Source organism: Rhodococcus sp. JS3073 (assembly GCF_026810085.1).
Taxonomy (GTDB): Bacteria; Actinomycetota; Actinomycetes; order Mycobacteriales; family Mycobacteriaceae; genus Rhodococcus_F; species Rhodococcus_F wratislaviensis.
Genome location: NZ_CP113951.1, coordinates 2,338,971 through 2,365,821, shown reverse-complemented (window position 1 = coordinate 2,365,821; position 26,851 = coordinate 2,338,971). Strand labels below are relative to the sequence as shown.

Genomic DNA, 26,851 nt, shown 5'->3' with positions numbered 1-26,851 from the left:
GGTGGCGTAGGACACGTCCCCCTAACGGCTCATATGCGTGCCCTGCGCGCGTGTTTCCCGCGCGGATCGCCCGGCACTGCCCGAACCTCGATACGCTCCGCAGGTGAACGCGAACGAGCAACGCTCGGACACTGCCGCGGTAACACAGGGCGGAAGTCACCCCTCGGCGTCTGTGCATCCGGTGGTGCGGGTTGCGGCCGAGTGGACGTGGCGGCTCCTCGTCATCTTCGCGGGCCTGCTGACCCTCGGATACATCGTGACCAGGCTCGACACCGTCCTCATCCCGGTGGGTCTGGCGCTGCTGTCGTCGGCGCTGCTGGTGCCGCTCGTCGACTGGCTGCAGGGCAAGGGCGTGCCGCGGTCTGCTGCCGTCCTGGTCGTCCTCATCGGTTCGATCGGCATCGTCGCCGGGATCATGACGTTCGTCGTCGAGCAGTTCATCGAGGGTCTTCCCGGCCTCACCGAACAGTTCGAGGCGAGCGTCACACAGATCCAGGGGTGGCTCACCGACGGCCCGTTGCACTTCAGCGAGGATCAGATCCGGCAGGCCGGCGACTCGGTGGTGAAGTCCATCCAGGACAACCGCCAGCAGCTGACGAGTGGGGCACTGACCACCGCCACGGTCGTCGGCGAGATCTTCACCGGTGCCCTGCTGACACTGTTCACCCTCATCTTCTTCCTCTACGGCGGAACTCAGATCTGGGAGTTCGTCACCCGCCTCGTCCCCACCGCGTCACGGCGGCGGGTCCGGCTGGCGGGGAGCCAGGGGTTCGGCTCGCTGATCGGATACGTCCGGGCCACGGTGGCGGTGGCCGCCGCGGACGCCGTCGGTATCGGCGCGGGACTGGCGATCCTGGGGGTTCCGCTCGCCCTGCCTCTGGCGTCGCTCGTGTTCATCGGTGCGTTCATCCCGATCGTCGGTGCGTTCCTCACCGGGTTCCTCGCGGTGCTCGTTGCCCTCGTCACCAAGGGATTCCTCACCGCGCTGATCGTGCTCGGCATCATCATCGGGGTGATGCAGCTCGAGGCCCATGTGCTGCAACCCCTGCTGCTCGGGCGTGCGGTCCGGTTGCACCCGCTCGCAGTGGTGCTGGCCATCACCACCGGCATCGTGCTCGCCGGGATCGTCGGTGGCCTCCTGGCGGTGCCGATCGTCGCGCTGCTCAACACGGCGGTGCGCTCGCTGCTGTCCACGGATCCCGAAGCCACCTACGACGCACTCGAGGTCGACGATCCGGCGGTCCCGCTCTATCCGGCCGAGGCCGACGGCCCGCACCCCGGCGGCCCGCACCCCGGCGGCCCGCACCTCGACGACACTGCGCAGACCCATGACCGACCGGAATGAGCACCGCACCCGACTGCACTACCGCCCGCGAGCGACGACCGAGCTCGACACCCAGCCGGACGCACCGCTGTGGCGGGCGGCGCAGGCATTCCGCCTCGTCACACTGGTGTACGCGATCAGCTATCAGTTCGTGTCGGTGCAGTACTACACCCATCAGCGGCTGAGCTGGTTCCTCGTCGCCCTGATGGCGGTGTGGTCGGGACTCTCGGCGGTCCTGTTGTCCCACGGGAAGGTCCCGCGCTACCAGGTGGTGATCGCCGACCAGCTGATCGTCATCGCGCTGATGGCGTCGACTCGTGTTGTCTCCGATCATGATTGGTACAACAATCATCAGACTCTGCCGACGACGCTGTGGGTCACCAACGCGGTGATCTCCGCCGCCGTCTTCGGTGGACCCTGGCTCGGGATGGCGTCCGGTGTGCTGATGGCGACGGTGAGCGCGGTGGTGCGCGACCAGGTCAACCTCGACCTGTGGCGGGACGCGACGGCGCCGGTCCTGGTGTCGGTGGGTCTGGCGCTCGGGCTCGCCACCACCACCGCGCGGCGCGCACAGGCCCAGCTGGAGCAGGCGGTGCGGTTGGCCGCCGCCACCGAGGAACGGGAACGACTGGCCCGAGAGGTACACGACGGAGTCCTGCAGGTGCTCGCGCTCGTCCGCCGCCGCGGCAACGAGATCGGGGGACCCGCAGCCGAACTCGCGGATCTCGCCGGCGAGCAGGAGGTGGCGCTGCGCATGCTCATCTCCGAGCAGGGTGCGGGCGTGGCGTCGGATCTGGGTGGGAGCGCGATCGACCTGCGACTGCTGCTGGGCACGCGGGCGAGCACCACCGTGTCGGTGTCGACCCCGGCGGATCCGGTGACGATCGAACGCGGCCGGGCGACGGAACTCGTCGCGATCGTCGACACGGCACTGTCCAACGTCGCACTGCACGCGGGGACCGGCGCCAGGGCCTACGTGCTGCTGGAGGATCTGGGCGACGAGGTGATCGTCAGTGTCCGCGACGACGGCAGCGGAATCGCTCCGGGACGGTTGGCCGAAGCGGAGGCGGAGGGTCGCATGGGAGTATCGAAATCCATTCTGGGCCGCGTCGGTGCGCTCGGCGGCACCGCCGAACTCGACACCGAACCCGGGCAGGGCACGGAGTGGGAGATCCGCGTGCCGAAGGGAGACGAAACGCATGGGTGACACGGAGACCGACGAGCAGATCACCGTGATGGTCGTCGACGACCACCCGATGTGGCGGGACGCCGTGGCCCGCGACCTCGAAGGCGCCGGGTTCACCGTGGTCGCCACGGCCGACGGCGTCGCCACCGCGGGACGCCGGGCGGCCGCGACCCGTCCCGGAGTGGTGCTCATGGACATGCAACTGCCCGATGGAAACGGCGCCGCGGCCACCGCCGCCGTCCTCGAGGTGTCGCCGGACAGCCGGGTGCTGGTGCTGTCGGCGTCGTCCGAACGGGACGACGTCCTCGACGCGGTCAAGGCCGGTGCGTCCGGGTACCTCGTGAAGAGCGCGTCCGTGGAGGAACTGCTGGACGCGGTGCGGGCCACCGCGGCGGGGCAGGCGGTGTTCACACCGGGTCTCGCCGGACTCGTGCTGGGGGAGTACCGCCGGATGTCGAGTGCGCCCGCCGACGAGCAGGGCCCCGCCGTTCCCCAACTCACGGAACGGGAAACCGAGGTCCTGCGGTTCGTCGCGAAGGGGCTCAGCGCCAAGCAGATCGCGACCAAACTGTCGCTGAGTCACCGCACCGTCGAAAACCACGTCCAGGCGACCCTCCGCAAGCTGCAGCTGGCCAACCGCGTCGAGCTCACCAGGTACGCCATCGAGCAGGGTCTCGAGTAGCCGTGAGTACTTGTTAACCACGGGCGGTTAATAAGTACTCACGGGCGCTAACCTGGTCGGTATGGAGGCACGGGACCTACGCGTATCGGATGCGGAGCGCGAACACGTCGGCGAATTGTTGCAGCGGGCGGTCGGCCAGGGGATGCTCTCGCTCGGTGAGTTCACCGAACGGATGGACACGGCACTCGCCGCGAAGACGCGGGCGGAGCTGAACGTCGTCCTGGTGGATCTGCCGGGAATCCAGCTGATCTCCGAGTTCACGCCGCCGCCGTACCCCGACCAGCCGTACGTGTCTCGTCCGGCGCCCCCGGTTCCGCCGGTCGCGCACCGGTCGCCCGCGCCGCCGCCGGGCGACGTCATCCGGGGCCGGATGTCGTCGGTCAGCCGCACCGGCTCGTGGAACGTTCCCCCCGCACTCGAGGTGAACACCCGGCTGTCGACGGTGACGCTCGACTTCACGCGGGCCGTCATGACCACGCAGGTGGTGCACGTGACGATCGACGACTACGCGAGCACGATCTCGCTGGTCGTGCCGGAAGAGGCGACGGTCGACCTCAACGGCGTCGAAACGGTCGGCGGTTCCGCGACCAACAAGGTGCGGACCGGCCCTCCCATCGGCCCGCTGCACGTCGTCGTCCGGGGCAAGGTCAGGTTCGGGAACGTGACCGCCAAACACCCTTTCGGCACCTCGATTCGGCGAATGTTCGGGTAGCACGACCCAGGCCTCTCGAGTAGGCCTACTCATGTGTGGGGGCCGTTGCCGCAGGACGATTGATCCATGTCCACACCTGGTACTCCTTCGATCGACCCGCGGCTGGTCGCGCAGCTTTCCGTCGACTTCTCGGCGCTCGGGCAGCAGATGCGCCACGTGGGTGAGAACCTCGCGGTCCTGCAGGCGCAGCTCGCGAGCATCCCGCAGCCCCAGCCCCAACCGCAGCCGCAGCCGCAGCCGATGTACCGACCGCCGGTGCCGCAGGCACCCCCGCCGCCCGCACCGGCCGTCCCGTACCGCCCCGTTCCGACGCCCCCTCCCCGGGTAGTTCGCGAACCCTGGTGGCAACGCGACGGGGTGATCAGCCGCGTGCTGGCCGTCGCGGGTGTCGCCGTCACCCTGATCGGTGTCGTGATGCTGCTGGTGCTGGCGGCGCAGGCCGGATTCTTCGGTCCGGAACTGCGCGTCGTGGCGGGCGGGTTGTTCTCGGCCGGTCTCGTCTACACCGGTGCCCGTGTCTTCGGGCGGCCCGGCGGCCGGGTCGGCGGGATCGCGCTCGCGGCAACGGGTATCGCCGGCGCCTACCTCGACGTCGTGGCCGTTGCGGTCGTCTATCACTGGTTGCTGCCGGTGCTCGCGATGGTCGTGGCACTCGGGATCGCGGGAGCCGGTGTCGCACTCGCGGTGAGGTGGGGTTCGCAGCCCCTCTCGCTGCTCGTGGTGACCGGCGCCGCCGTGCTCGCACCCGTCCTCACCGAGGGCATCACGCTGACCCTCATCGGGTTCCTGTTCGTCATCCAGGTCGCCAGCTTCCCCGCGCAACTCGGTCGCGACTGGCTGTACCTGGGGATCGCGCGGACGTGCCCGGTGGTGATCGCGTTGCTGATCGCGATCGCGAGTTCCGGACTGTCCGACCGGCCGGAGCGGTTCTGGCTGCTCGCGTCCGCCGCACTGGTCGCGCTGTTCGGACTCGTCTCGTCGATCATCCTGTTGCGCAGCAATTCTCGTGACGTCACCGCGACCGCGATGATCGTCACCACGGCCGTCCCGACGCTGGTGATCGGCCACCTCTTCGACCGACTCGGGTCCACGCTCATCGCGCTGGCACTAGCGGCCGCGATGTTCGCCGCGTTCGCGGCGGCGCGGACGTTGCCGCGACACGCACGGTTCGCACTCGCGGGCATGGGTACCCTCGCCCTCCTCGAGGCCTGCCTCATCGGATCGAGCGAAGACCTCGCGCCGCTCGTCCTGCTCGGGGTGGCGGCACTGTTCCTCACCATCGGCGGGCAGGCGGACTCGCGGATCGCGTATGCCGTCGGCGCGGTCTTCACCGTCGTCGGCGGGTTCGCCTTCGTGATCACGGCGCCGCCGTTCGTCCTCGTCGACGAGTACAGCGCGCTCGACTCACTCAGGGTGACCACGGTGCTGTCCTCGCTGGTGCTGGCGGGAACCGTGTTCCTGTTCGTCTGGTACGCGCACACGCTGAAACTGTTGAGCGACACCACCGCCCAGCCGTGGTGGGTGCTTGCCGGGCTGGTGATCCTGTACGCCGTCACCACGGCGACGGTGTCCGCGGGCACGGCGCTCACCGGGACGTCGGCAGGATTCATCGCCGGGCATTGCGCCGCGACCATCGCGTGGATGGCGGCGGCGACGGCGGCACTGGTGTTCGGACTGGCCCGCCGCGACTACGCGCACACGGCACTCGGGGTCGGACTGGGATTGACCGCCGCGGCGCTGGCGAAACTGTTCCTGTTCGACCTGGCCACCCTCGACGGCCTGTTCCGCGTCCTCGCGTTCCTCGTGGTCGGGCTGCTGTTGCTCCTCGCCGGCACCCGCTACGCGCGTGAATTCGCGGAGCGGGAGGCCGGACGGGGAATGCCGAACGGCTCCGTCAGCGCCGGTTCTGCCGAGCGATGAGTTCGCTGACGCTGACGGCGTTGCCGTCGTCCGCGCGGTGCCTGCCGCTCGAGGCGTCGTCCGGATCGACGGGCGGCTCCTCGACGCTGCGGCGACGCGAGCCGTTGGCCGGCGTTCCGTTGGGAGGTGCGCCGTTGGCCGGAGCTCCGTTGGCAGGTGTGCCGTTGGTGCGCCTGCCGCCGTTCACGGGTTCCGAAGGCTCGGCGGCGCGACGCCTCGACGGGATCGGCGGCACCGGGCGGGCAGGGGACGACTGGGGGGTCTCCTGCTCGTACGGTGCGGGCACCGAACGCGGTGAGCGGGTCGGCAGTGACGGCGCCGACGCACTGGGTCGCGGTTCGGCGGGCGAGGAGATCGGTCGCGGTTCGGCGGCCGATGTGGACCGCAGGTCCGCGAGCCAACTCTCGATGGGACGTGACTCGGTTGCCGGACCCGGGGCGGGGGCCGCCGGACGGGGCTGCGGTGCGGGGGCCGCCGGACGGGGCCGCGGCGCGGCGCGCGACGGCGGTGCGGGGCGCGACGGCGGTGCGGGGCGCGACTGCGTCGGCGCCGGACGCGGCGGAGCAGGCTGCGGCAGCACGGTGGTCTGCGGTTCCGCGGGCGGAGTGTCCTCGATCTCCTCCGGTGCCCGGGCGGGACGGCCGGTCGCCGACCGGCGGGCCTCGTTCTGCGCCCGGCGCGCCTTCGCGTCGTCCTCGGACATCTTCGCGGCCAGCGCCCGCGCGGTGACCAACGGGATCGGTTCTGTGAGCGGTTCCGGTTTGCGGGGTGCGGGCGGCGCCGCGAGCTTGCGCTGCGGCGGGACGGCACCGATCGGGGTGAGCTCCGGGACGTCGGTAGGCATCAGCTCGTTGTCGAGGATGGGCTCACCGAGACCCGTCTTCTCCTGGATTCGCTTCATCCACGCAGGCGCCCACCAGCAGTCGTCGCCGAGGAGTTTCATCGTGGCGGGCACGAGGAACATACGGATGAGGGTCGCGTCGATGACGAGCGCGGCGATCATGCCGTAGGAGATGTACTTCATCATCACGAGTTCCGAGAATCCGAACGCACCCGTGACGACGATGAGGATGAGCGCGGCCGCGGTGATGATGCGGCCCGTGTGCGCCGTGCCGATGCGGATCGACTCCGTCGTACTCGCCCCCTGCGCCCGTGCCTCGACCATGCGCGAGAGCAGGAACACCTCGTAGTCGGTGGACAGGCCGTAGACGATCGCGATGATCAGCACCAGCACCGGCGACATGATCGGGCCGGGGGTGAAGTTCAACCACTCCGAACCGTGACCGTCGATGAAGATCCACGTCAGGATGCCGAGCGTGGACCCGAGGCCGAGCGCGCTCATCAACGCCGCCTTGATCGGCAGCACCAGCGAGCCGAACGTCAGGAACATCAGCAGCGTCGTCAGGACGAGGACGGAGATCACCATCGTGGGCAGGTGGTCGAGCAGCGCGGCGATACTGTCCTGCTCGATCGCGGGGGTGCCGCCCACCAGCACCTGCACGCCGTCCGGGCTGTCCATGGCGCGCAGATAGTCGATGGTCGGCTTCGACTCGTTGCGGTCGACGAGGCCGGCCTTGAGGACGACCACACCGTCCTTGGCCGCGCCCTCCGGGGTGAAGCGCTCGATCAGCCCCGGCGCGCCGCTGGCTTCCTTGATGATCTGGCCGAGCGCCTTGTTGTCGGCGTCGGACACGACGAGCTTGACCGGTTCGGTGCGCAGGTTCGGGAAGATCTCGTCGAACTGTTCCTGCGCGGCTCGGGTCGAGCTGTCCGGGGGGAGGTAGGTCTCGTTGATGCCACCGAACTTGATGCCCGTCAGCGGCACGATGAGGAGGAGCAGACCCACGACGATCGGGATGGTGACCTTGAGCGGGTTACGCATCACCCAGCGGGTGAGCCGGCCCCAGATGCTCGCCTCGATCTCCTCGGTGTTCTTGGTCTGACGGAAACGGTCGAGGCTGAGGGCGTCGACGCGCTTGCCGAGGATGCCGAGGATCGCGGGCAGGATCGTGACCGACGTCAGCGCCGCCAGGCCGACCGTGGCGATGGCGCCGTAGGCGACGGACTTCAGGAAGCCCTGCGGGAACAGCAGCAGACCGCCGAGGCTGGCGACGATCATCGTCGCCGAGAAGACCACGGTGCGGCCCGAGGTCATCACCGTTCGGCGGACGGCGGAGCGGGTGTCGTACCCCTCCGCCATCTCTTCTCGGAATCGGCTGACGATGAACAACCCGTAGTCGATGGCCAGACCCAGCCCCACGAGGGAGACGACGGGCGCGACGAACGAGTTGACCTCGGTGAAGTTGGTGATCAACCGGACGACCCCGTTGGCCCCGACCACGGTCAGGCCGCCGATGATCAGCGGCAGCGCCGCCGCGACGACACCACCGAACACGAAGAACAGCAGGATGCCGACGGCCGGGATCGCAAGGAGCTCCATTCGCCTGATGTCCGTGGCCATCGTGTCGTTGAGCGCACCCGACACGGGCTGGAGGCCGGCGAGTTGCACGTCGACGCCGTCGATGTAGAACTCGTCCTTGACGTCGCGGAAATTCGCGGTGACCTCGGTGTCGTTGTCGCCGACGATAGCGATGCTCTCGATCGCGTGCTGCTTGTCGGCGTCCGCGGCGGACGCCAGCTGCGGTGCGCTGCCGACCTTGAAGTAACCGCCGTTGATCTTGAGGATCTTGTCCGGGTGTTCCGCGGCCAGCCGCTCGAGGTTCTCGACGACCTTCGCCTGGAACTCGGGGTCCTCGATCGTCTTGCCCTCGGGCGCCGTGTAGAGCGCCACGACGTCGCTGTTGGTGTCGCGACCGAAGGTGCCGTCAGCCAGCTTGGCCGCGGCGACCGACTCCGAGCCCGGATCGTCCCAGCCGCTCTGGCTGAGATGCTTCTCGAGGCCCAGGCCGTACGCGGCCGAACCGAGCAACAAGGCAACCATGATGCCGATGACGGTGAATCGGGCCCGGTAGACGACGCTTCCCCAGCTCGCGAACACTGATCAACTCCTACTCGGCAGCACTCTTCCGCCCGACGAGCAGGGCGGAAAGCGGTCGGAACGGCTGCAACCAGGCACCCTCGTCGGGCAGTGTGTCGAGGCTGACCCGAGGGAGTGGCTCCCGGAACACGCCGGGGATGTCCTCGAGATCGACGAAGTCCAGAAGGTCGGACGCGACCGCCCAGCTGGCGTGCTCGCGGAACCCGAGTATCTGGACCGGAATGCCGGTCGCGGCGATGTCCTCCAACGGTTCGCGAAACGCTTGACCGTCGGCGGAGGCGACCATGACACCGGCCAGCCCCTCGCCGTGACGAAGCGCGATGTGGTCCAGCATGTCGGAATCGACGTCGCTGTCCTCATCGATCTTCGGCTTGGCGAACACCGCGAAGCCCACATTACGCAAGGCTTCGACCCACGGTCTCACGACATCGGCGCTGCCAGCCGCGATGTTGGTGAAGACCGTCGCCTCGGGTTCGAGTGTGTCGGTGCCGGACGCGGACAGTTCCGCGGTCCGGGAGAGCAGCCAGCGGCCGAGCGCGTCGAATCGTGGCCGGTAGGCAGCCGTGGGCCGGCCACCGAGGATGGCGCCGAGACCCATGTCGAGGTTGGGTGCGTCCCAGACGAGAAGGACCCGCTTCTGGTGGCGTCCGTCACGTGCACCCGCCGCGGGAGATCCTGACGACACCGCGGTGCCTGCCGGGACCGCGCCGGCTATGTCGGAGTACTGCTCGCTGACGCTCATGACCTGATCTTCCCCCAAATCAACTCGGTGATCGCACTGCCGACCTGGTGGGCCTTGTCTTCGAACTTCGTCACCGGACGCTCGTGCGTCATCGGCGATTCCCAGTCGAGGGAGGTCAGGAGGGGTTCCGCGTTGCCTGCTTCGGCGATGGCCTCGGCGTACTCGGCATGGTCTGTTGCGACATGCAACACACCGCCGGCCTGCAGGCGGCTCGCGATCAGGGCGAAAGTGGGGGACTGCAACAGGCGCCGCTTGTGATGACGGGCCTTCGGCCACGGGTCCGGGAAGAAGACACGGACTCCGGTGAGCGATTCCGGTTCGATCATGTTCTCCAGGACATCCATCGCGTCGCCGCGCAGGACCCGGATGTTCGGGATCTCGTCCCGTTCGATCTGTTGAAGCAACTGTGCGAGCCCGGGCCGGTAGACCTCGACGGCCATGAGGTTCACGTGGGGTTCGGCCTTCGCCATCGCCGCGGTGGCGGTGCCCGTGCCCGAGCCGATCTCGAGGATCAGAGGTGCGTCGCGGCCGAACCACGACGGCGCATCCAGGCGATTGTCCGAGACGTCCGCGCCGATCCGGGGCCATTGCCGGTCCCACGACTCCTGCTGCGCCGCGGTCAGAGCGCCCCTGCGTGAGCGGAAACTTGTCACCCTCGGGTGGAGACGGGACCCCTTCGAGTCCTTCGTCTGCCCCTCCTCGGGGACGGCGGGTGCATCCTGATCAGCGTGGTTCACCGGACCATTGTCACGCATGAGGGGCGTTTCTGGCATACGGGTCTGAAGTTCACCTTGAGACTTTTTCGGTAATCCGGTGCCCAGCCTGCACGGTTGCGCACGCCGATTCGGGGTGAGTCTGACAGAATCGGCGCGGGACGAAGGGGGTGACTGCGTCATGGGCACTGCAGACGCCGGGGGCGAGGAATTGGCGGATCTCGCCGAACGCGTGACGGCACTGGACGGGTTTGCCGGCGACCGTGTGCGCGGTGCGGTGGCCGCGTTCCGGGCGCCGATCAGGGTTCAGACCGCCGGTCGAGCGGGTGTGGGCAGGTCGACCGTGGCCGCGGCGCTGACCGCGAACGGGATCGCCGACGCCGTCGTGGAGGAATCGGACGCCGTCGACGTGCCCGGCGCACCCGACCCCACACTGGACGGCGACGTCGTGGTCTACGTCCTCGTCGAGTCGGTGCGCGACGCCGACCGGGACGCCGTGCGGACGCTGGATCCGGCGCAGGCTCTATTCGTTCTCAACAAGTCGGACACGTTGGGCGCGTCGCGCGCGGCAGCCGACGCCTGGGCGACGGCGACCGCGCGTGCCGCCGAGTGCTCGGACGAAGGTGGCCTCCCGGCTCTGCCCCTCATCGGAACACTCGCGATCGCAGGAAGGTCTCCGGAGTCCGGAATCGACGCGGTGTCGGCCGCAGTCTCCGGCCGGATCGCACGAACCCGGGCGCGCCGAGCCGAGACCCTGCTGAACACACTGCGGTCGCAGGCGGCGCGGACCCCGGCGTCCCGCGACGTGCTGGAGCGGTATCTCGCCGGCGACCACGCCGTCGCGCTCGCCGCCTCCGCGGCCCGGCTGCATCTCGCAGACCGCATCGCGGAGGCGCCGGAGCCACCGCGCAGCGCCGCGGACGCCGCCCGGTGCGCCGACTGGTGGCGGGCGCAACTCGCCCGGCAACCGACGGCCCGCCGGCGCCGCGCGGTCGTCGACGTCCGGCGCCATTACGTTCGCGTCTGGCAGCAGCTGAGCGGCAGCCCCGGAACGTGACGACGCAACAGCTGTCCGATCTCCCTGCGGAGACCGTCGACGCGGTGACGCGGTGGAACCCCGACGGCGTCGCCCGGCTGAAGTCCGGCGAAGCCCCGCAGCGAGGTGTGTTCGTGGCGGGGCCGCGGCGCGCCGGGAAGACCACCCTCGTCGGCGGGCTCCGCGCGCTCGACGCGTCCGCGCTCACATTCGTGGAGGACCCGATCGACGCCCGGGTGGTCCTGATGGTGCTCGACGCCGCGGCACCACTCGGACGGGAGGAGCTGTCCGTCCTCGACGTCGTCGCGCGACCGGCCGTTCCCGTGGTCTTCGCCCTCACCAAGACCGATGTCCACCGCAACTGGGCAGGGGTGAGCGAACGCAACCGGGCCCTCCTCGCCCGGCATGCGGCACGATTCGCCGACGCGGAGATCCACCCGGTGGCGGCGGGTGGCTCCGGGGTCGAGGCGCTGCTTTCGGCACTCCTGCGTGCCGCCCGAGCCCAGGCCCCCGACCCGCGCTCCGCCACCCTGACCGTGCTCGAGCAGACCCGGCGCATGATCGTGGCCACCGCCCGGTCCGTGCGGGAGACCGAGCCCGGCGCGGAACTGCGCGCCGAGCGGGTTCGCGCGCTGACGCTGCGGGACGGCCGGCGCACCGAACGGGTCGCGCAGCTCCGCGGTCAGGTCCAGCTCGCGAAGGTCGAGTTGATGCACGAGGTGGCCGCCCAGTGTCGCGCGGCCGGAACCACTGCACGCGCCGAGATCGACCGCGCCGGCCGCGGGACTCTTGCGGGCTACCCCGACCGGCTGGCCGAGATGGTGCGCGAGAAAAGCGGTGCGGTCGATGCCGCGGTGACCGCGCGCCTCGACGACCTGCGGTCGCGGGTCGGCGTCACCGTGTCCGCGCCCGAGACCGCCGTTCCGTTGCCGGAGCCGGTTGTGCCGGACGGACCCGAACCGCGACACCGCGGACTCGAAGACCGGATGACGATCCTGATCGGTGCGTCCGCCGGGCTCGGACTGGGCAGACTGGTGGTCTCGCCGTTGTCGATGGTGCCCGCGCTCGACATCGCGACCATCCCGCTGACCCTCGCGCTGGGGGCCGTCGCGGCGTGGTGGCTGACGCGGGCGCGCGGGCACGTCGCCGAGCGTGCCCACGTGCGGCAGTGGGCCACCGAGGCGTTGGTGCACGTGCGGTCCCAGTGGGAGCAGTTCGTCCTCGGCCGGTTGCTGGCGGCCGAAGCTCAGGTGAGCGAGGCGATCATCGCCGAGAGCCGGGTCTGCGCCCGGGACGTGGACGAGCGGGTCGCGCAGATCGACGTCGAACTCCGGCGCCTGGTCGCGAGGCGCAACGGTCAGCTGTCGTCCTGCGAACGCGACCTCGGGGCCGTCGATCGTGGGCTGCAGGAGGTCCGCCTGCAGTTGGGGGAACCGAATCGCCGCGTCGAACGTCTGAATACATAGGTGTCTGACCGATGTTCGCCCGCTTTCGTGTGGGATCGTGTTGATATGTCTTGATTTGTGCGGGAAACTGGTCCGAAATGCGAAGGGAGACCGCGGTGGCGACGACTGAGAGTTTTCTGGTCCCGGACGTGCCGGACCTCGATCCGAACACTTTCGGTCCCGATTCCGGCGCGGTCGCGCTCACCGATCCGACCCACGACATCGACGGAGACGGCGTCCTGGACACGCAGACCTTCGACGCAGGCGACGCCGTCGTCATCGCCTCCGACCTCGACTCGGACGGCGACGCAGACCATCTGACGATGATCCACGAGGACGGCGCGTACGCGTCCTGGGAGTTTCGCCGCGACGGCGACGGCGTCGTGCACTGGCAGCAGACCGATGGTGGGACTCTCGGTAACGGCTGAACACCTCCGAAATCCGCACTCCAGACCCGGGAAAGGCCCCTGGCAGCGCTACTGAATCGTTTCTGTGACCATTCCAACCGCACCCGATTCCCCGAGATGGGACTCGCGGCGTTAACCTCTAGGGATAGGACACCCGGCGCCCGCGTCTTCCATGTGGCATGGACGGCCTGGCTGGACCCCGCCGAGAGGGGAAATCGGACCGTCTGGCACTCGCTGCGAGGTTCTCTCAGCGGACGGCAGATGGTCCGGTTCCGGCTCACCCCAGGAGAGTTTGATGACCTCAGCGACCATTCCCGGTCTGAACGGAACTGACGGCACGCCCCCCACGGAGCACAGTGAGCTGCTCGCCTGGGTTCGAGAGGTTGCCGAACTCACTCAGCCCGACCGCGTCGTCTTCGCCGACGGCTCGGACGCAGAATGGGATCGACTGACCGAGCAGCTCGTCGAGGCCGGTACGTTCACGCGACTCAACGACGAGAAGAAGCCGAATTCGTTCGTCGGCAACTCGGACCCGTCGGACGTCGCACGCGTCGAGTCCCGCACCTACATCTGCTCGCGTGAAGAAATCGACGCCGGGCCCACCAACAACTGGATGGACCCGACCGAGATGCGGTCGCTCATGACCGACCTCTACCGCGGCAGCATGCGCGGACGCACCATGTACGTGGTGCCGTTCTGCATGGGCCCCCTCGGTGCCGACGACCCGAAGCTGGGTGTCGAGATCACCGACTCCGAGTACGTCGTCGTGTCCATGCGCATCATGACGCGCATGGGTACCGCCGCGATGGAGAAGCTCGGCACCGACAAGCCGTTCGTGAAGGCGCTGCACTCGGTCGGCGCACCTCTCGAAGAGGGCCAGGCGGACGTCCCGTGGCCGTGCAACGACACCAAGTACATCACCCACTTCCCCGAGGATCGCGAGATCTGGAGCTACGGTTCCGGCTACGGCGGAAACGCCCTCCTCGGCAAGAAGTGCTACTCGCTGCGCATCGCGTCGGCGATGGCCCACGACGAGGGCTGGCTGGCCGAGCACATGCTGATCCTCAAGCTGATCTCCCCGGAGGACAAGCCGTACTACATCGCGGCCGCGTTCCCGAGCGCCTGCGGCAAGACCAACCTCGCGATGATCCAGCCGACCATCCCCGGATGGCGCGCCGAGACCCTCGGCGACGACATCGCGTGGATGCGCTTCGGTGAGGACGGCCGCCTGTACGCCGTCAACCCGGAGTACGGCTTCTTCGGTGTCGCGCCGGGCACGAACTACGGGTCGAACCCGAACGCGATGAAGACGCTCGAGGCCGGCAACTCGCTGTACACGAACGTCGCGCAGACCGACGACGGCGACGTCTGGTGGGAGGGACTCGAGGGCGACCCGCAGCACCTCACCGACTGGAAGGGCAACGAGTGGACGCCCGAGTCGGGCGAGAAGGCCGCGCACCCCAACTCGCGCTACTGCACCCCGATGTCGCAGTGCCCGATCCTCGCTCCCGAGTGGGACGACCCGCAGGGTGTTCCGATCTCCGCGATTCTGTTCGGTGGACGCCGTAAGACCACGGTTCCGCTGGTCAGCGAGTCCTTCGACTGGCAGCACGGCACGTTCCTCGGTGCGACGCTGTCGTCCGAGCAGACCGCGGCCGCCGAGGGTGCCGTCGGCACCGTCCGCCGCGACCCGATGGCCATGATCCCGTTCATCGGCTACAACGCCGGCGACTACCTGAACCACTGGATCAACCTCGGCAAGCACGCGGATTCCGAGAAGTTGCCGAAGATCTTCTACGTCAACTGGTTCCGTCGCGGCGACGACGGCCGCTTCCTGTGGCCCGGTTTCGGCGAGAACTCCCGCGTGCTGAAGTGGATCGTCGACCGCATCGAGCACAAGGCCGGCGCCGAGTCCACCCCGATCGGATTCGTTCCGACCGCAGCCGATCTGGAGCTGGGCGGCCTGGACGTCAACGCCGACGATGTCGACGAGGCCCTGAAGGTCGACGTCGACGAGTGGAAGCAGGAGCTGCCGCTCATCGAGGAATGGTTCGAGTTCCTCGGCGAGAAGGTCCCCTCCGGCATCCGTGACGAGTTCGAGGCTCTGAAGCAGCGCCTGAGCTAGTCTCTCCCCGGTGACCGAATGTCACAGTGGTTCAGTTCGACTGAACCACTGTGACATTCGTCGTTTCAGGGGAGATGTCTGCAGTAAACGCATACCATTCGGTTTGTAAAGCCTCGATTCTCGAAGCTCGCACCCGACGAAAGGATTGCAGATGCAGACAGGGACCACCAGGGGCATGAAACGACTCGCCGGAGGTGCCGCACTCGCTGCCGCAGCCGCCGCCACCGTAGCCATGACCATGCCGGCGACCGCTTCCGCAGCACCGGAAGTCCAGCCTCCCACCGTGGTGACCGCGGTCGACGGAAACACCCTCGGCATCACCGTCACCAACCCCAACGTCCTGAATCTGCTGGACGCCCAGTCCTGCGGTGCGGTGGCATTCGACGCCACCAAGCTGCCCGCCGTGCTCGCCGATCCCACCGTCGTTCTCGAACCGGGATTCGTCGCGTGGGCCACCAACCCGATCGAGCGCGTCGTCGCGAACGCGGCAGGCAACGCGGTCAAGACGTTCACCACACCGGAACTTCCGGATGGCGCGTACGCGGTCCTCGGCGAATGCCTGTCGCTGACCACCGTCGCCAACCCTCAGACCACGCTGCCGCAGATCGTCCTGGTCGGCGGCCCGCTGGGTGGGGTCCAGTTCGGCAGCTAGCTAGACCCGCAGAACCGGCGGCGAGCCGGCGATCTCACACCATGATCGTCGGCTCGTCCTCTGTCGACAGGGTGAGTATCGCGCGGACCACGTGGGAGTTCCGTTCCAGCCGGGCCTCGAGGTCGCGGAGGGTGTGGGCGACACGAGACTCCGCGTAGTCGCCGACGAGGTCGACACTCGCCACCAAGTACGCCTGCCGCGGTCCCAGGTACTCCATGCGGAGAAACGTCACCCGGTCGACCTCGGGCAGCGCCTCGAGGGCCTCGATGCCGGCCTGGCGCAGGGCAGGAGACGCCTCCTCGCCGATCAGGAATCGGCGATTGCGGTCGATCAGGATCAGCGCGATGACCCCGAGCAGGATCCCGACCAGGATGGAGCCTATTGCGTCGGGGATCGCCGATCCCGTGATCTGGTGCAGCAGAACGCCCAGGAACGCGATGACCAAACCGATGAGCGCCGCGGCGTCCTCCGCGAACACGGCCCGCGTGGTGGGGTCCGACGTGCGCAGCGCGTGGGCCAGGACGTCGCGGTCGATGGCGATGGCCTCGGCGCGCAACTGCCGGTACGCCTGTTGGAACGAGATGGACTCGAGCACGAACGAGACACCGAGCACGACATATGCGACGGCGAAGTTCGTGGCAGGCTCGGCGTGCACGAGTTCCTGGATGCCGTGCGTGACGGACACCCCCGCACCCAGGGCGAACAGCCCGAGCGCCGCGAACATCGACCACACGTAGGCTTCCCGCCCGTACCCGAGCGGATGGATGCGGTCCGGCGAGCGCTTGGCCCGGGAATTGGCGATCAGGAGCAGGATCTCGTTGCCCGAGTCGGCCCACGAGTGCGCGGCCTCCGCCACCATCGACGCCGAGTCGGTGACCACGGCGGCGACGGTCTTGGCCAGTGCGATCAGTATGTTCGCGCCGAACGCGAGGACGACGGTGAGTGCGCTCTCGCCTTCGGCGTCTCGGGTGGCGTCCGGAGTCGATGCGGTCACCCGATCACGCTAACGCCTGTGCGTGGTTGAGGAGTCCAGAGACTCGCCAACCACGCACGGGCGGCGAAGCCGCCTACCCCGTGTAACCGGGCGGCATCAGGACGGACTTGGTCTCGCAGAACGCATCGAGCCCCTCCGGTCCGTTCTCGCGACCGATCCCGGAGGCCTTGTAGCCGCCGAACGGTGATCCCGGGTCGAACGCGTACCAGTTGATGGCGTACGTGCCGGTGCGGATCTGCTTCGCGACGGCGAGACCGTGGTCGATGTCGGTGGTGTACACCGAGCCGGCGAGTCCGTAGTCGGAGTCGTTGGCGATCTTGATCGCCTCGTCCTCGGAGTCGTAGGGAATCACGGACAGGACAGGTCCGAAGATCTCCTCGCGGGCGATCGTCATCGAATTGTCGACGTCCGCGAAGATCGTCGGCTCCACGTACCAGCCCTTGTCGAGGCCTTCCGGACGGCCACCACCGAGCACCACGCGGGCACCCTGTTCCTTGCCCTTGGCGATGTAGCCCTCGACGCGGTCGCGCTGCTTCTCGGAGATCAGGGGCCCGAGTTGCGCGGCGGGGTCGGACGGATCACCGACGGTCATGAATCCGGCACCCGCCACGAGGGCGTCCAGGACCTCGTCGTAGCGGGACCGCGGGGCGAGGATCCGGGTCTGCGCGACGCACGCCTGACCGGTGTTCATGAGCCCGGACATCACCAGCATCGGCATGGTGGACGCGAGGTCGGCGTCCTCGAGGATGATGGCCGCCGACTTGCCGCCCAATTCGAGGGAGCAGCGCTTGAGGTTCTGCGCGGCGATGGCCCCGATCTTGCGGCCGACGGGACTGCTGCCGGTGAACGTGATCTTGTCGATCCCGGGATGCGACACCAGGTATTCACCGGTTTCGGCGCCGCCGGGCAGAACGGAGATGACGCCCTCGGGAACCCCCGCCTCGGCGAAGATCTCGGCGAGAAGGTGTGTGGAGAGCGGAGATTCGGGTGCCGGTTTCAGCAGGACTGTGCAGCCCGCGAGCAGCGCCGGGGACAGCTTGTTGACCGCCAGGAACAGTGGAACGTTCCACGCGAGGACCGCGGCAACCACACCGACGGGCTCCCGCAGCACCTTCGTCTGCCCGAACGCACCGGTGCGGGTCTGCTCCCACTCGAACTCGTTCGCGAGTCCGGCGTAGAAGTTGAGGGTCGCGAGCGACGGCGTCTGCTGCATCATCCCGACCATCGCGGGCGGCTGACCCATCTCGGACGAGATCAGCGCGTTGAGGGCGTCGCCGCGCTCCTCGATGAGTTTCGCCGCCTTCGCGAGGATCTCCCCGCGCTCGGCGGGAGTCGTCTGCGGCCACGGACCTTCGTCGAAGGCCCGCCGGGCCACGGCGACGGCGTCGTCGATGTCGGCCGGCGACGCGACGGGACAGCTGCCGACGCGTTCCTCGGTTGCCGGAGAGAACACTTCGAGCACCTGATCGGTGGCCGGGGCCACCCACTTGCCGCCGATGTAGAGCTTGTCGTAGTCGGTCATGAGTCCATTCCTCGTGTCGTTCCCCCCGGTCAGGAGGCGGTGTCGGTGAAACTGTCGAATCCGTACCGTGCGTGTGGGCCGATCGCCGCGACCTCGAACAGCCCGGTCCCGACGACCGTCTCGCCGTCGTCCTCGAGCCGGAAGCGGGTGAGATTGTCGACGGGGCAGAACATCCGGAGTCCCGGTTCGATCTCGGACGCTCGTTTGCGCAGTCCCTGCACCACGAGTTCGCCCTGCCACATGCCGTGACGCCAATCGGCTTCGAGGCCGTACCCCGTGCCGATACCGATGTAGTTGGGAACCAGCAGGTCGCAGGTGACGGTGACGACCTCGCCGGTCGGGCGGTGGAAACTCAGCGACGCCGACGTGACGTCCCGCGTCCCCGGTTCCAACTTCAGCTCGTGTTCGGGTCGGCCCAGCCATTCGGGTTCGCGGTCGGCGTCCGGCCAGATGCGGACGGCTTCCTCGACGATGCGCCTGCCGAGTTCGTCCTCCTGCAGGACGACGGAGACGGAGTAGTCCTCGAACTGCATCACCGAGTAGATCCAGAAGAAGTTCTGGATCCCGTCGACCGCCCGCCGTCCGGGGGGCTCGGACTCGCCGACCGGGCGCACTCCCCACGACCGGTCACGGTTGCCGCGCCAGGTGTCGGGGGTGACGGGGCGGCGCTGCCCGTCGATCGTGAGTTCGCCTGCCCAGGTGCCGGTCTGGACGAAGCGGCTCGTGTCGAACGTGACGCGCTCGAGTTGCCTGCGGAAGTGGCGGGGCTCCAGCGTCGCGGGGATCGCGCCGTCGAAGGTGAGGTCGAAGGAGAGGTCGTAGTCGCCGGGCTCGAGCACGACGCGCAGGCGTTGCAGACCCTCGAGGACCTCGACGCGGAACGGTCCGACGGTGCTGTCGGAGCGGTCGTGACCCAGGGCCGCCGACCCGCGGACGACGATGTGGTCGTCGCCGCGGCGGAGCACCGCGAACGCGTCCGTCACGCCGAGGTTGGGGTACTGCCCGAGTCCGATGATGAGGAAGAGGTCGGACTCGGCCGACGGATAGCAGTTGAAGTAGTAGCGGTCGTAGAAGTTGCGGTCGGACGTGGCGACGCGCCGAATCGGTTCGGCCACCTGATGAATGGGGTAATCGTCCATCGGGGAGAGCGGGTTTCCGGCGTAGTCGGCGGTCATCGGATCTTCTCCCAGTACGTGCCGTCCAGCATCGCCTCGAGCGACGCGCGGTGCATGATCATGTCGTCCGGATCCTCCGGAGCGACGGCCTGCCCGAAGTGGATGGCGCGCTCCTGGATCCGCAGCATGATGGTGGCCTGCCGCAGCGCCGCGTAGGCGGTGTAGTACTCGAGATCGCGGGGCGTGTGGCCCGTCAGTTCCTCGTAGAGGGCGGCGAGGTCGTCGAGTCGCAGGAAGTCGGGCATCCCGTCGAGTCCGGCCGACGCGGCGATGTCCTCGAAGAACCGGTGCAGGTACGTCATCCAGCCCAGGTCGAGTTCGCGGGGCCCGAGTGCGGCCATCTCCCAGTCGAGTACGGCCACGGGCCGGAAGTCCTCGAACATCATGTTGCCGATCCGGGCGTCGCCCCAGCAGAAGACGGCGGGGGAGGGGTCGTCCGGGAGATTGTCTTCCATCCATGCGAAACCGCGTTCGATCAACGGGGACCGGGGACCGGACTGCGTCGTCCACTCGTAGTACCCGCGTTGCTGCCGGATGTGCGCGGCGAGCGCCTCGGTGACGGTGGGACCCGAGCCGGGCAGTCGCAGGAACGCGAACCGCTCCCACGGCCGGTCGATGTCGTGCAGTTGCGCAAGCACATTCACCGCACTGTGCTGCAGCAGCGCGCGCTGCTCCTCGGTCGCCTCCGTCACCCACGACCCGAAGTTGTAGGGCATCACGTCCGGCGGGACCTGCCCGGAGACGCGGGCCATGACGAAGAACGGGGCGCCCAGCGGACCGGGATCGGATTCGGACCAGTAGACGACCGGGACCGGGACGGCGGAGTGCTCCCGGACCTGCGCCATCACCTGGAACTGTCCGTCGAGGTCGTACTCCGGGAAGACGGGCATCGTCGTGTCGGCAGGCGCGACCCGCGCGACCAGCGGGTGAACCTCGCCGGACCAGGCGGCGTCGAAGAGGATCGTCTCGCTCGACATGCCGTTCGCGTCGGGGAGATGGACGTGCGTGACCTCGGGTGCGGCGTCGGCGGGCAACTGGGCGGCGAGCCAGCGGTGCAGCGCGTCTCGCAGCACCTCCGGATCGCGGCGGGAATCAGTGGGCCGGGCGACTTCGGACGAGTGATCGGAGTCGTCGGCGGATCGGGCAGTGCTCGTGCTCACGGTCACCTCCTCTCCTGAACGTGGTGTGACCCTGAACACTAGAACACGTTACAGAATTTCGGAACAGGTGAGGAGATCCCGCTGTGTCAGCCCTCGCCGACGGCCAGGACTCCCGCCCCGACGAGCGTTCCGGAGGCGCCGAGTTCCGCCGGGACCACCCGCAGACCCGCGACGAACGACAACCGGGCGTGCCGGGCGGCGGCCGTGCGCATCGGGTCCCACAACGCGGGCCCGGCCTGCGCGAATCCGCCACCGATCACCGCGAGGTCGACGTCGAGGAGGGCTGCGGCGGACGCGATTGCCTGCCCCAGTGCGGTCCCTGCGCGGTCGAGGGCGGCCACGGCGACGTCGTCACCGTCCGCGGCGGACCTCGCCAGCGCGACGCCCGTCGTCCCGCGCCATCCCTGGGACCGGGCCCACCGCACGGACGACGGCCCGCTCGCCACCGTCTCCAGGCACCCCACCCCGCCGCACGTGCACGGCTCGGTTCCGCCAGGGACCACCAGGTGACCGATGTGTCCCGCGTTGCCGGTCCGGCCGGTGGCGATGCGGCCGCCGAGGACAACTCCGCCGCCGATGCCGGTGGACACGACGAGGCTCAGCAGGTCGGGGACACCGCGCCCGGCACCGTGGTGGTGCTCGCCGAGAGCGGCGGCGGCGCCGTCCATCGCCAGCCTCGCAGGGACGCCGGGAAAAAGTTCGTGCACGAGGCCGACCAGGCCGAACCTGCCCGCCCACTCGTCGATGTTGATGGGTGACGCGGTGCCGGCGACCGTGTCGACCGGTCCCGCGCAGGCGATGCCGACCGACGTGATTTTCGCCGCTCCCGCGACCTCCCGCAGCAGGGCGGCGCACGCGTCCGCGACTCCGGTCGCCGGCGTCGGGGTGGTCGCCGGGTGGGGCACAGTGCCGTCCGCATCGACGATCCCGGCAGCCATCTTGGTGCCGCCGATGTCCAGAGCCAGCGCGACCACGGTCAGTGCTTCCGCATCACGAGAACGAGGTTGCTCACCAGGAACTCCCGCAGTCCGGGGACCCGCACCATCCACCACGCCCAGCGCGGGTGGTAGCGGGGGAAGGCCGCCAGGAAGTCCGCGTCCGGGGCCCGCCGGGCCCACCGAAGCCCGTCGGCCGCACCCACTTTGAACAGGGAGACGCCGTACCGGTTCTTGGGTTCGCGGCCGTTCTTGCGCAGGTAGCGGCGGGCGGCGTACTCACCGCCCAGCGCGTGCCACGGCCCGGTCTCGTGGCCGCCGAACGGGCCCCACCACAACGTGTAGGACAGCACGATCAGGCCGCCGGGTTTCGTCACCCGGACCATCTCGTCCGCCATTGCCCACGGTTCGCTGACGTGCTCGGCGACGTTGGAGGAGAAGCAGATGTCCACCGAGGACGTCCGGAACGGCAGCGCCAACCCCGACCCGCGCACCGCGCCGCCCACGGCGAGGCCCGCGGCATGCATCTCCGACGGATCCGGCTCCACCGGGACGTACCGGGCGCCGGCCTGCTGGAACACGTCCGCGAAGTAACCGGGTCCGCCGCCGACGTCCAGGACCGTCGTCCCCGTGAGATCCGATTCGGTCAGACCGCCGTACAGGTCGCCGATCAGCTCGACGGAGTCGCGGGCGAGGGTGCCGTAGAACAGGTCGGGTGCGGTCTGTTCGTGCCGGAAGTCGCTGAGCAGGCCGAACGACCGCTTCAGGGTTGCCCGTCGACCGAATCGCCGGGTCACGGGAGGCGTCGTCACGAGACTGAACCTTAGCGAGTGCAGCCGCCGGGCCCCCAATCCGTTCGCGGTGGCTGCAACATCCCGTGGAATGCGACCGATAGGGTGTTCGGGGACTACCGCGCGGAACGTCCCGCCCCGAGACCACATGTACCGCACCGACCACAGGAGTATATGAACGTGCGAGAGGTTCTGCTGCTCTGCTGGCGCGACACCGGTCACCCGCAGGGTGGCGGCAGTGAGCGGTACCTCGAGGAGGTCGGCGCCCAGCTCGCGGCGCGGGGAATCAAGGTCACCCTCCGCACCGCCGGTTACCGCGGCGCGGCCAAGAAGGAGACCGTCGACGGCATCGAGATCAGCCGGGCGGGCGGGCGGTACAGCGTCTACCCCCGCGCCCTCGCCGCGATCGCCGCGGGCCGGCTCGGGTTCGGACCGCTGCGAGGGATCCGCCCCGACGCCGTCATCGACACCCAGAACGGCATCCCGTTCTTCTCCCGCGTCGTCGCCGGCGCACCCGTGACGCTGCTCGTGCACCACTGCCACCGCGAGCAGTGGCCCGTGGCAGGCCGGTTGATGGGCAAGATCGGCTGGTGGGTGGAATCCCGGTTGTCGCCGCGCACCCACCGGGACGACCAGTACCTCACCGTGTCGCTGCCGTCCGCCGACGAACTCGTCGAACTCGGCGTCGAGCGCGAACGGATCGCGGTGGTACGCAACGGCGCCGACGACATCCCGGTCGGCGTGGACATCGGCGGCGCCGACACCCGGACCGCGCACCCCAGCGTGTGCGTCCTGTCCCGGCTGGTGCCGCACAAGCAGATCGAGGACGCCCTCGAGGCCGTCGCGGCGCTGCGTCCCACGATCGCCGACGTGCACCTCGACGTCATCGGTGGCGGCTGGTGGGAGCAGAATCTCCGCGACCGCGCGCACGAACTGGGCATCGGCGACGCCGTCACGTTCCACGGGCACGTCGACGAAACCCGTAAGCACCAGTTGCTGTCGCAGTCCTGGGTGCACGTGATGCCGTCCCGCAAGGAGGGGTGGGGTCTGGCCGTCATCGAGGCCGCCCAGCACGGGGTCCCGACCGTCGGTTACCGCAGCTCCAAGGGGCTGACGGATTCGATCGTCGACGGCGTGACCGGTGTTCTGGTCGGCAGCGCGGAAGCGGCGACGGCCGACGTCGGCGAACTGACCGCGGCCGTCAACACCCTCCTGCTCGACCCCGAGACGCGCATGGTCCTCGGCGAGAAGGCGCGGGTCCGCGCGGGTGAGTTCTCCTGGAAGCACACCGGGAACGGCGTCCACGAGGTGCTGGCGGGCACGGCCGCGGGCCTGCGGACGTCAGGGCTGGTGTCGCCGGCGCTGGCGCGTCCGGGCCTCGAGCACGCCCGCGCCGAGTAGACCACCGGTCAGCAGCAGCGCCCAGAGCACGTGGGCCGCGATCACCGTCGCGCGCGCCCGGTCGGACGCCTCGTGCCGTGCGACGTCGCCGTCGACGCGGTACAGCTCCAGATGCTCGTCCGAGAACTGTCGCACCAGACCGGCCAGGGTGGTCGCGGATTCGCCGCGCGGTCCGGGCGTGTCGCGCTCGACCAGGACCCACCGGACACCCAGCGACGCGAGATCGGCGGCGGAACCGCCGGTGAGCAGCACCCGTTCCACCTGCTGAGCCCGGGACCCCTCACCCTTCACCGTGCCACCGGCCACCACCAGCTCGCCCGTCTGCAGGGCGTCCTCGGGCAGCATCCTCGGGGCGGGGTCCAGGACGGGCGCGGACCCGCTGTAGGAGAACTTGCGGAACATGCCGGTGGGCAGCACGGCGACGTCCCCGCTGTGCGCGTCGCGCTCCACCTCGGCGGCCACCTGCTGCCACGACGGCGGATAGTGAACCGGGCGCAGCGCGCCACCGACTCCCCACGCGAGGTCGGGGAGGGCGAGCAGCACGACCAGGACGGCCGAGACGGACCACGTGGCGGGGCGTCGCAGCACCGCGGCCGCGGCGGCGAGCGCATACAGCGGCGCCGCGAGCGCCACCCACTTCTGCGCGTCCCGCAGCAACCCCGCGCCGGGGACGTTCTGCACCAGCCAGCGGCCGATGTCGAGACCCCACGCGGTCGCGCCGAGTGCGGGCAGCAGCACCGCCACCAGCGCGATCGCCGTCAGTGCGGCGACCACGGGATGCCGTCGCCGCCGCCACAGCGCCGGCAGTCCGCACAAGACGACCGCGAGCAGCAGGACCGTTCCGACGAGTGCGAACAGCGTGGTCCGGGTCTCGGGGACGGCGGTCTCGTTCCACACGCCGCCGAGTCCGGCGAGACTGCCGAGAGTCGCCAGCCCCGGCTCGGCGCGCGCCGCGAACGCCGCGACCCCGGCGGGATCGGAGCCGTCCCCGCCGCCGCCGCCCAGGGCCGTGGCGACCAGCCACGGCGCGCTCGCGACGACGAACAGGCCCAGCGCGCCCGTCACCCGGAGCCACGCGGCGGATCGTCCGCCGGGGAGCGCGAGGACGGCCACCGCCGTCACCGCGGCGAGCAAAACCCCGGTGGGCGTCAGACCGGCCGCGGCGAGGCAGGCCGCGAGGGCGAACCATCCCCGGCGGTGACCCCGTCGAATCGCGACCGCCGCACACACCGTCCACGGCAACGCCGCGTAGCCGGTCAGCAGGCTCCAGTGACCCTGCAGCAGTCGCTCGGCGACGTACGGGTTCCACACCGTCACCGTCACGGCCACGAGCTGAGGTCCGAGCCCCGCCGTCGGCAGGACGGTGCGGACCATCCGGGCCGCGCCCCAGCCGGCCGCCCACAGCGCGAGCAGCAGGATCGCCTTCACCACCAGGCCGCCGTCGACGACGGCGCTCAGCGTCGCGAGGAGAGCGTCCTGCGGCACGGCCCGTGCGGCGGCGTCCGTGAGACCGAGCGCCGAGTCCGTCGGATACGAGCGGGGGGTGCTGACCGCGTCCCGCAACAGCAGGTAGCCCGGACCGAGCAGCGGCCCGAGGATCAGCAACGCCAGAAGGAGGCTGTAGACCGCCGCGACGAACGATGCTCGGCGCCGGGCGGTCATGGGCCGTCACGATACGTGGTGCATCGACCCGGCTCGCACGGCACGTAGTGCATCATGGGGCGCATGCCACGCCCGACCCTCACCAGCTCGGCGGTCGCCGGGGTGACGATGGTGACGGCGGGCTCGATGATCGCGAACATCGCGTCCTACCTGCTGCATCTGCCGGCGAGCCGCTGGCTCGGTCCGGCGGGCTACGGGGAGTTCGCGAGTCTCCTGGCGGCCCAACTCGTCCTCGCCGTCCCCGCTCTCGCACTGCAGACCGTCGTCGCCCGCGAGGTGGTCCGGGGCAAGGGCGCCCACGCGGTCCGGGTGCTGGGGTACCGCTGCGCGGTGATCGTCGCGGTCGCGGCGATGCTGCTCGCACCCCTCGTGTCCTGGGCCCTCGACACCGGCGTGCTCGCCACGTTCTCGGCGCTGATCACGGCGCCCGTCCTGGTCCTGCTCGCCACCGAACAGGGACTGCTGCAGGGCGCGGCACGGTTCGGCCCGCTCAGCGTCGTCCTCGCGGCAGCCGGTGTCGCGAAGGTCGTTCCCGCGGTCGTGGTGCTGGCCGTCGGCGCCGGGCCTGGGCTCGCCCTCGCCGCCAGCGCGGTCGGCACCGGGCTGGTGGCCCTGTGTGCGCGCCTGTTCGCCGATTCCGGGATCACCGGGGAGTCGAGCACCCGGATCGGCGTCGCGGCTGTGCTGAAGGCGTCGCAGGTGCAGTTGGCGCTGATCGCGTTGTCGTCGATGGACCTGGTGATCGCCCGGATCGTGCTCAGCAACGACGACGCCGGCCTGTACGCGCTGGGCGCTGTCGCCACCAAGGCCGCGTTCTGGCTACCGCAGGCCGTCGGGGTGGTGCTCTATCCGCGGATGGCGAATCCCGCGCACTCCGCGCAGGCGATCCGGTCGGCGCTCGCCGTCCTCGTCGGACTCGGTGCGGTCCTCGTGGCAGGCGTCGCGGTGGCCGCCCCGCTCGTCCCGCTCCTCGTCGGCGACGCGTATCAGCCCGTCCAGTCGCTGCTGTGGCTGTTCGCGCTCCACGGTGCCTGCCTGGCCGTCCTGCAGGGCGCCCTGCTGTCCGCCATCGCGGGGGAGCGGACGCACCTCGCTGTGATCGCCTGGATCGGCTTCGCCGTCGAGATGACCGCGATGCTGACCCTCGCCTCCACGATCGGGCAGTTCATCGCCGTCGCCGTGACGGTCGCGTCGAGCACCGCGCTGGTCGTCAGCGTCCTCGCCGTGCGCAGCGCGCGGCGTGATGCCCCGCGCCCGATGTGACATCCG

Annotated in this window: 22 protein-coding genes; 12 read left to right on the top strand and 10 right to left on the bottom strand. The window is 69.5% G+C overall.

Annotated features, from left to right (window positions below):
• The first annotated feature begins 103 nt into the window (after window positions 1–103).
• The 5 genes from OYT95_RS10775 (at window position 104) to OYT95_RS10755 (ending at window position 5,824) form a co-directional block, all read left to right on the top strand.
• Complete coding sequence (locus OYT95_RS10775) at window positions 104–1,345, top strand: AI-2E family transporter (protein ID WP_128639759.1); 1,242 nt, start codon at window positions 104–106, stop codon at window positions 1,343–1,345.
• Window positions 1,329–2,531, top strand: a complete 1,203-nt coding sequence (gene macS / locus OYT95_RS10770) for a MacS family sensor histidine kinase (protein ID WP_112301032.1) — start codon at window positions 1,329–1,331, stop codon at window positions 2,529–2,531. The genes OYT95_RS10775 and macS overlap by 17 nt, the downstream gene beginning before the upstream one ends.
• Window positions 2,524–3,192: a response regulator gene (locus OYT95_RS10765; RefSeq protein WP_037232927.1), complete on the top strand. Its 669-nt coding sequence runs from the start codon at window positions 2,524–2,526 to the stop codon at window positions 3,190–3,192. The genes macS and OYT95_RS10765 overlap by 8 nt, the downstream gene beginning before the upstream one ends.
• A gap of 61 nt (window positions 3,193–3,253) precedes the next feature.
• A complete protein-coding gene (locus tag OYT95_RS10760; protein WP_037232929.1) occupies window positions 3,254–3,904 on the top strand; it encodes a DUF1707 SHOCT-like domain-containing protein in 651 nt (216 codons plus the stop codon).
• Window positions 3,905–3,970: 66 nt separating this feature from the next.
• On the top strand, window positions 3,971–5,824 hold the full coding sequence (locus tag OYT95_RS10755) for a DUF2339 domain-containing protein (RefSeq protein WP_268791436.1): 1,854 nt from the start codon (window positions 3,971–3,973) through the stop codon (window positions 5,822–5,824).
• Here OYT95_RS10755 and OYT95_RS10750 read toward each other — a convergent pair.
• From OYT95_RS10750 to trmB, 3 genes are read right to left on the bottom strand one after another with little or no spacing between them, the layout of a single operon-like run.
• Window positions 5,799–8,822 (bottom strand): MMPL family transporter, encoded by a 3,024-nt coding sequence (locus tag OYT95_RS10750; protein ID WP_268791435.1) that lies wholly within the window; start codon window positions 8,820–8,822, stop codon window positions 5,799–5,801. The genes OYT95_RS10755 and OYT95_RS10750 overlap by 26 nt on opposite strands.
• Before the next feature lie 10 nt (window positions 8,823–8,832).
• Window positions 8,833–9,564 carry an NYN domain-containing protein gene (locus tag OYT95_RS10745; RefSeq protein WP_112301029.1) on the bottom strand — a complete coding sequence of 244 codons (732 nt, stop codon included), beginning with the start codon at window positions 9,562–9,564 and terminating at the stop codon, window positions 8,833–8,835.
• Window positions 9,561–10,337 carry a tRNA (guanosine(46)-N7)-methyltransferase TrmB gene (trmB, locus tag OYT95_RS10740; RefSeq protein WP_268791434.1) on the bottom strand — a complete coding sequence of 259 codons (777 nt, stop codon included), beginning with the start codon at window positions 10,335–10,337 and terminating at the stop codon, window positions 9,561–9,563. Before trmB ends, OYT95_RS10745 begins: the two co-directional genes overlap by 4 nt.
• A 121-nt stretch (window positions 10,338–10,458) precedes the next feature.
• Here trmB and OYT95_RS10735 point away from each other — a divergent pair, with 121 nt between their 5' ends.
• The 5 genes from OYT95_RS10735 to OYT95_RS10715 all read left to right on the top strand — a co-directional run bounded on the left by OYT95_RS10735 (window position 10,459) and on the right by OYT95_RS10715 (window position 15,942).
• Window positions 10,459–11,334 (top strand): hypothetical protein, encoded by an 876-nt coding sequence (locus OYT95_RS10735; RefSeq protein WP_268791433.1) that lies wholly within the window; start codon window positions 10,459–10,461, stop codon window positions 11,332–11,334.
• Window positions 11,331–12,779 (top strand): hypothetical protein, encoded by a 1,449-nt coding sequence (locus OYT95_RS10730; protein WP_268791432.1) that lies wholly within the window; start codon window positions 11,331–11,333, stop codon window positions 12,777–12,779. Before OYT95_RS10735 ends, OYT95_RS10730 begins: the two co-directional genes overlap by 4 nt.
• 95 nt (window positions 12,780–12,874) lie before the next feature.
• Window positions 12,875–13,186 carry a DUF6802 family protein gene (locus OYT95_RS10725; RefSeq protein ID WP_081792402.1) on the top strand — a complete coding sequence of 104 codons (312 nt, stop codon included), beginning with the start codon at window positions 12,875–12,877 and terminating at the stop codon, window positions 13,184–13,186.
• Between the two features lie 274 nt (window positions 13,187–13,460).
• On the top strand, window positions 13,461–15,290 hold the full coding sequence (locus tag OYT95_RS10720; protein ID WP_037232979.1) for a phosphoenolpyruvate carboxykinase (GTP): 1,830 nt from the start codon (window positions 13,461–13,463) through the stop codon (window positions 15,288–15,290).
• Between the two features lie 151 nt (window positions 15,291–15,441).
• On the top strand, window positions 15,442–15,942 hold the full coding sequence (locus OYT95_RS10715) for a hypothetical protein (protein ID WP_037232982.1): 501 nt from the start codon (window positions 15,442–15,444) through the stop codon (window positions 15,940–15,942).
• Between the two features lie 34 nt (window positions 15,943–15,976).
• On the opposite strand, the gene OYT95_RS10710 is transcribed toward OYT95_RS10715, so the two are convergent.
• From OYT95_RS10710 to OYT95_RS10685, 6 genes are all read right to left on the bottom strand, one after another.
• Window positions 15,977–16,936, bottom strand: coding sequence for a cation diffusion facilitator family transporter (locus tag OYT95_RS10710; RefSeq protein ID WP_268791431.1), 960 nt, complete (start codon window positions 16,934–16,936; stop codon window positions 15,977–15,979).
• A 73-nt stretch (window positions 16,937–17,009) separates the two neighbouring features.
• Window positions 17,010–18,458: an aldehyde dehydrogenase gene (locus OYT95_RS10705; RefSeq protein WP_268791430.1), complete on the bottom strand. Its 1,449-nt coding sequence runs from the start codon at window positions 18,456–18,458 to the stop codon at window positions 17,010–17,012.
• A gap of 29 nt (window positions 18,459–18,487) precedes the next feature.
• Complete coding sequence (locus OYT95_RS10700; RefSeq protein ID WP_268791429.1) at window positions 18,488–19,633, bottom strand: hypothetical protein; 1,146 nt, start codon at window positions 19,631–19,633, stop codon at window positions 18,488–18,490.
• The gene (locus tag OYT95_RS10695) at window positions 19,630–20,799 is read right to left on the bottom strand and encodes a phosphotransferase family protein (protein WP_112301024.1); all 1,170 of its coding nucleotides are present in this window, start codon (window positions 20,797–20,799) and stop codon (window positions 19,630–19,632) included. The genes OYT95_RS10700 and OYT95_RS10695 overlap by 4 nt, the downstream gene beginning before the upstream one ends.
• An 80-nt stretch (window positions 20,800–20,879) precedes the next feature.
• On the bottom strand, window positions 20,880–21,767 hold the full coding sequence (locus OYT95_RS10690; protein WP_037232997.1) for an ROK family protein: 888 nt from the start codon (window positions 21,765–21,767) through the stop codon (window positions 20,880–20,882).
• 2 nt (window positions 21,768–21,769) lie between these two features.
• Complete coding sequence (locus OYT95_RS10685) at window positions 21,770–22,525, bottom strand: class I SAM-dependent methyltransferase (protein WP_037232999.1); 756 nt, start codon at window positions 22,523–22,525, stop codon at window positions 21,770–21,772.
• A 174-nt stretch (window positions 22,526–22,699) separates the two neighbouring features.
• Between OYT95_RS10685 and OYT95_RS10680 the strand changes: the two genes are divergently transcribed.
• A complete protein-coding gene (locus tag OYT95_RS10680) occupies window positions 22,700–23,920 on the top strand; it encodes a glycosyltransferase family 4 protein (RefSeq protein WP_037233268.1) in 1,221 nt (406 codons plus the stop codon).
• Here OYT95_RS10680 and OYT95_RS10675 read toward each other — a convergent pair.
• On the bottom strand, window positions 23,861–25,582 hold the full coding sequence (locus OYT95_RS10675; RefSeq protein WP_268791428.1) for a hypothetical protein: 1,722 nt from the start codon (window positions 25,580–25,582) through the stop codon (window positions 23,861–23,863). The genes OYT95_RS10680 and OYT95_RS10675 overlap by 60 nt on opposite strands.
• Before the next feature lie 54 nt (window positions 25,583–25,636).
• Here OYT95_RS10675 and OYT95_RS10670 point away from each other — a divergent pair, with 54 nt between their 5' ends.
• Complete coding sequence (locus OYT95_RS10670; protein WP_081792394.1) at window positions 25,637–26,845, top strand: polysaccharide biosynthesis protein; 1,209 nt, start codon at window positions 25,637–25,639, stop codon at window positions 26,843–26,845.
• Window positions 26,846–26,851: the final 6 nt, after the last annotated feature.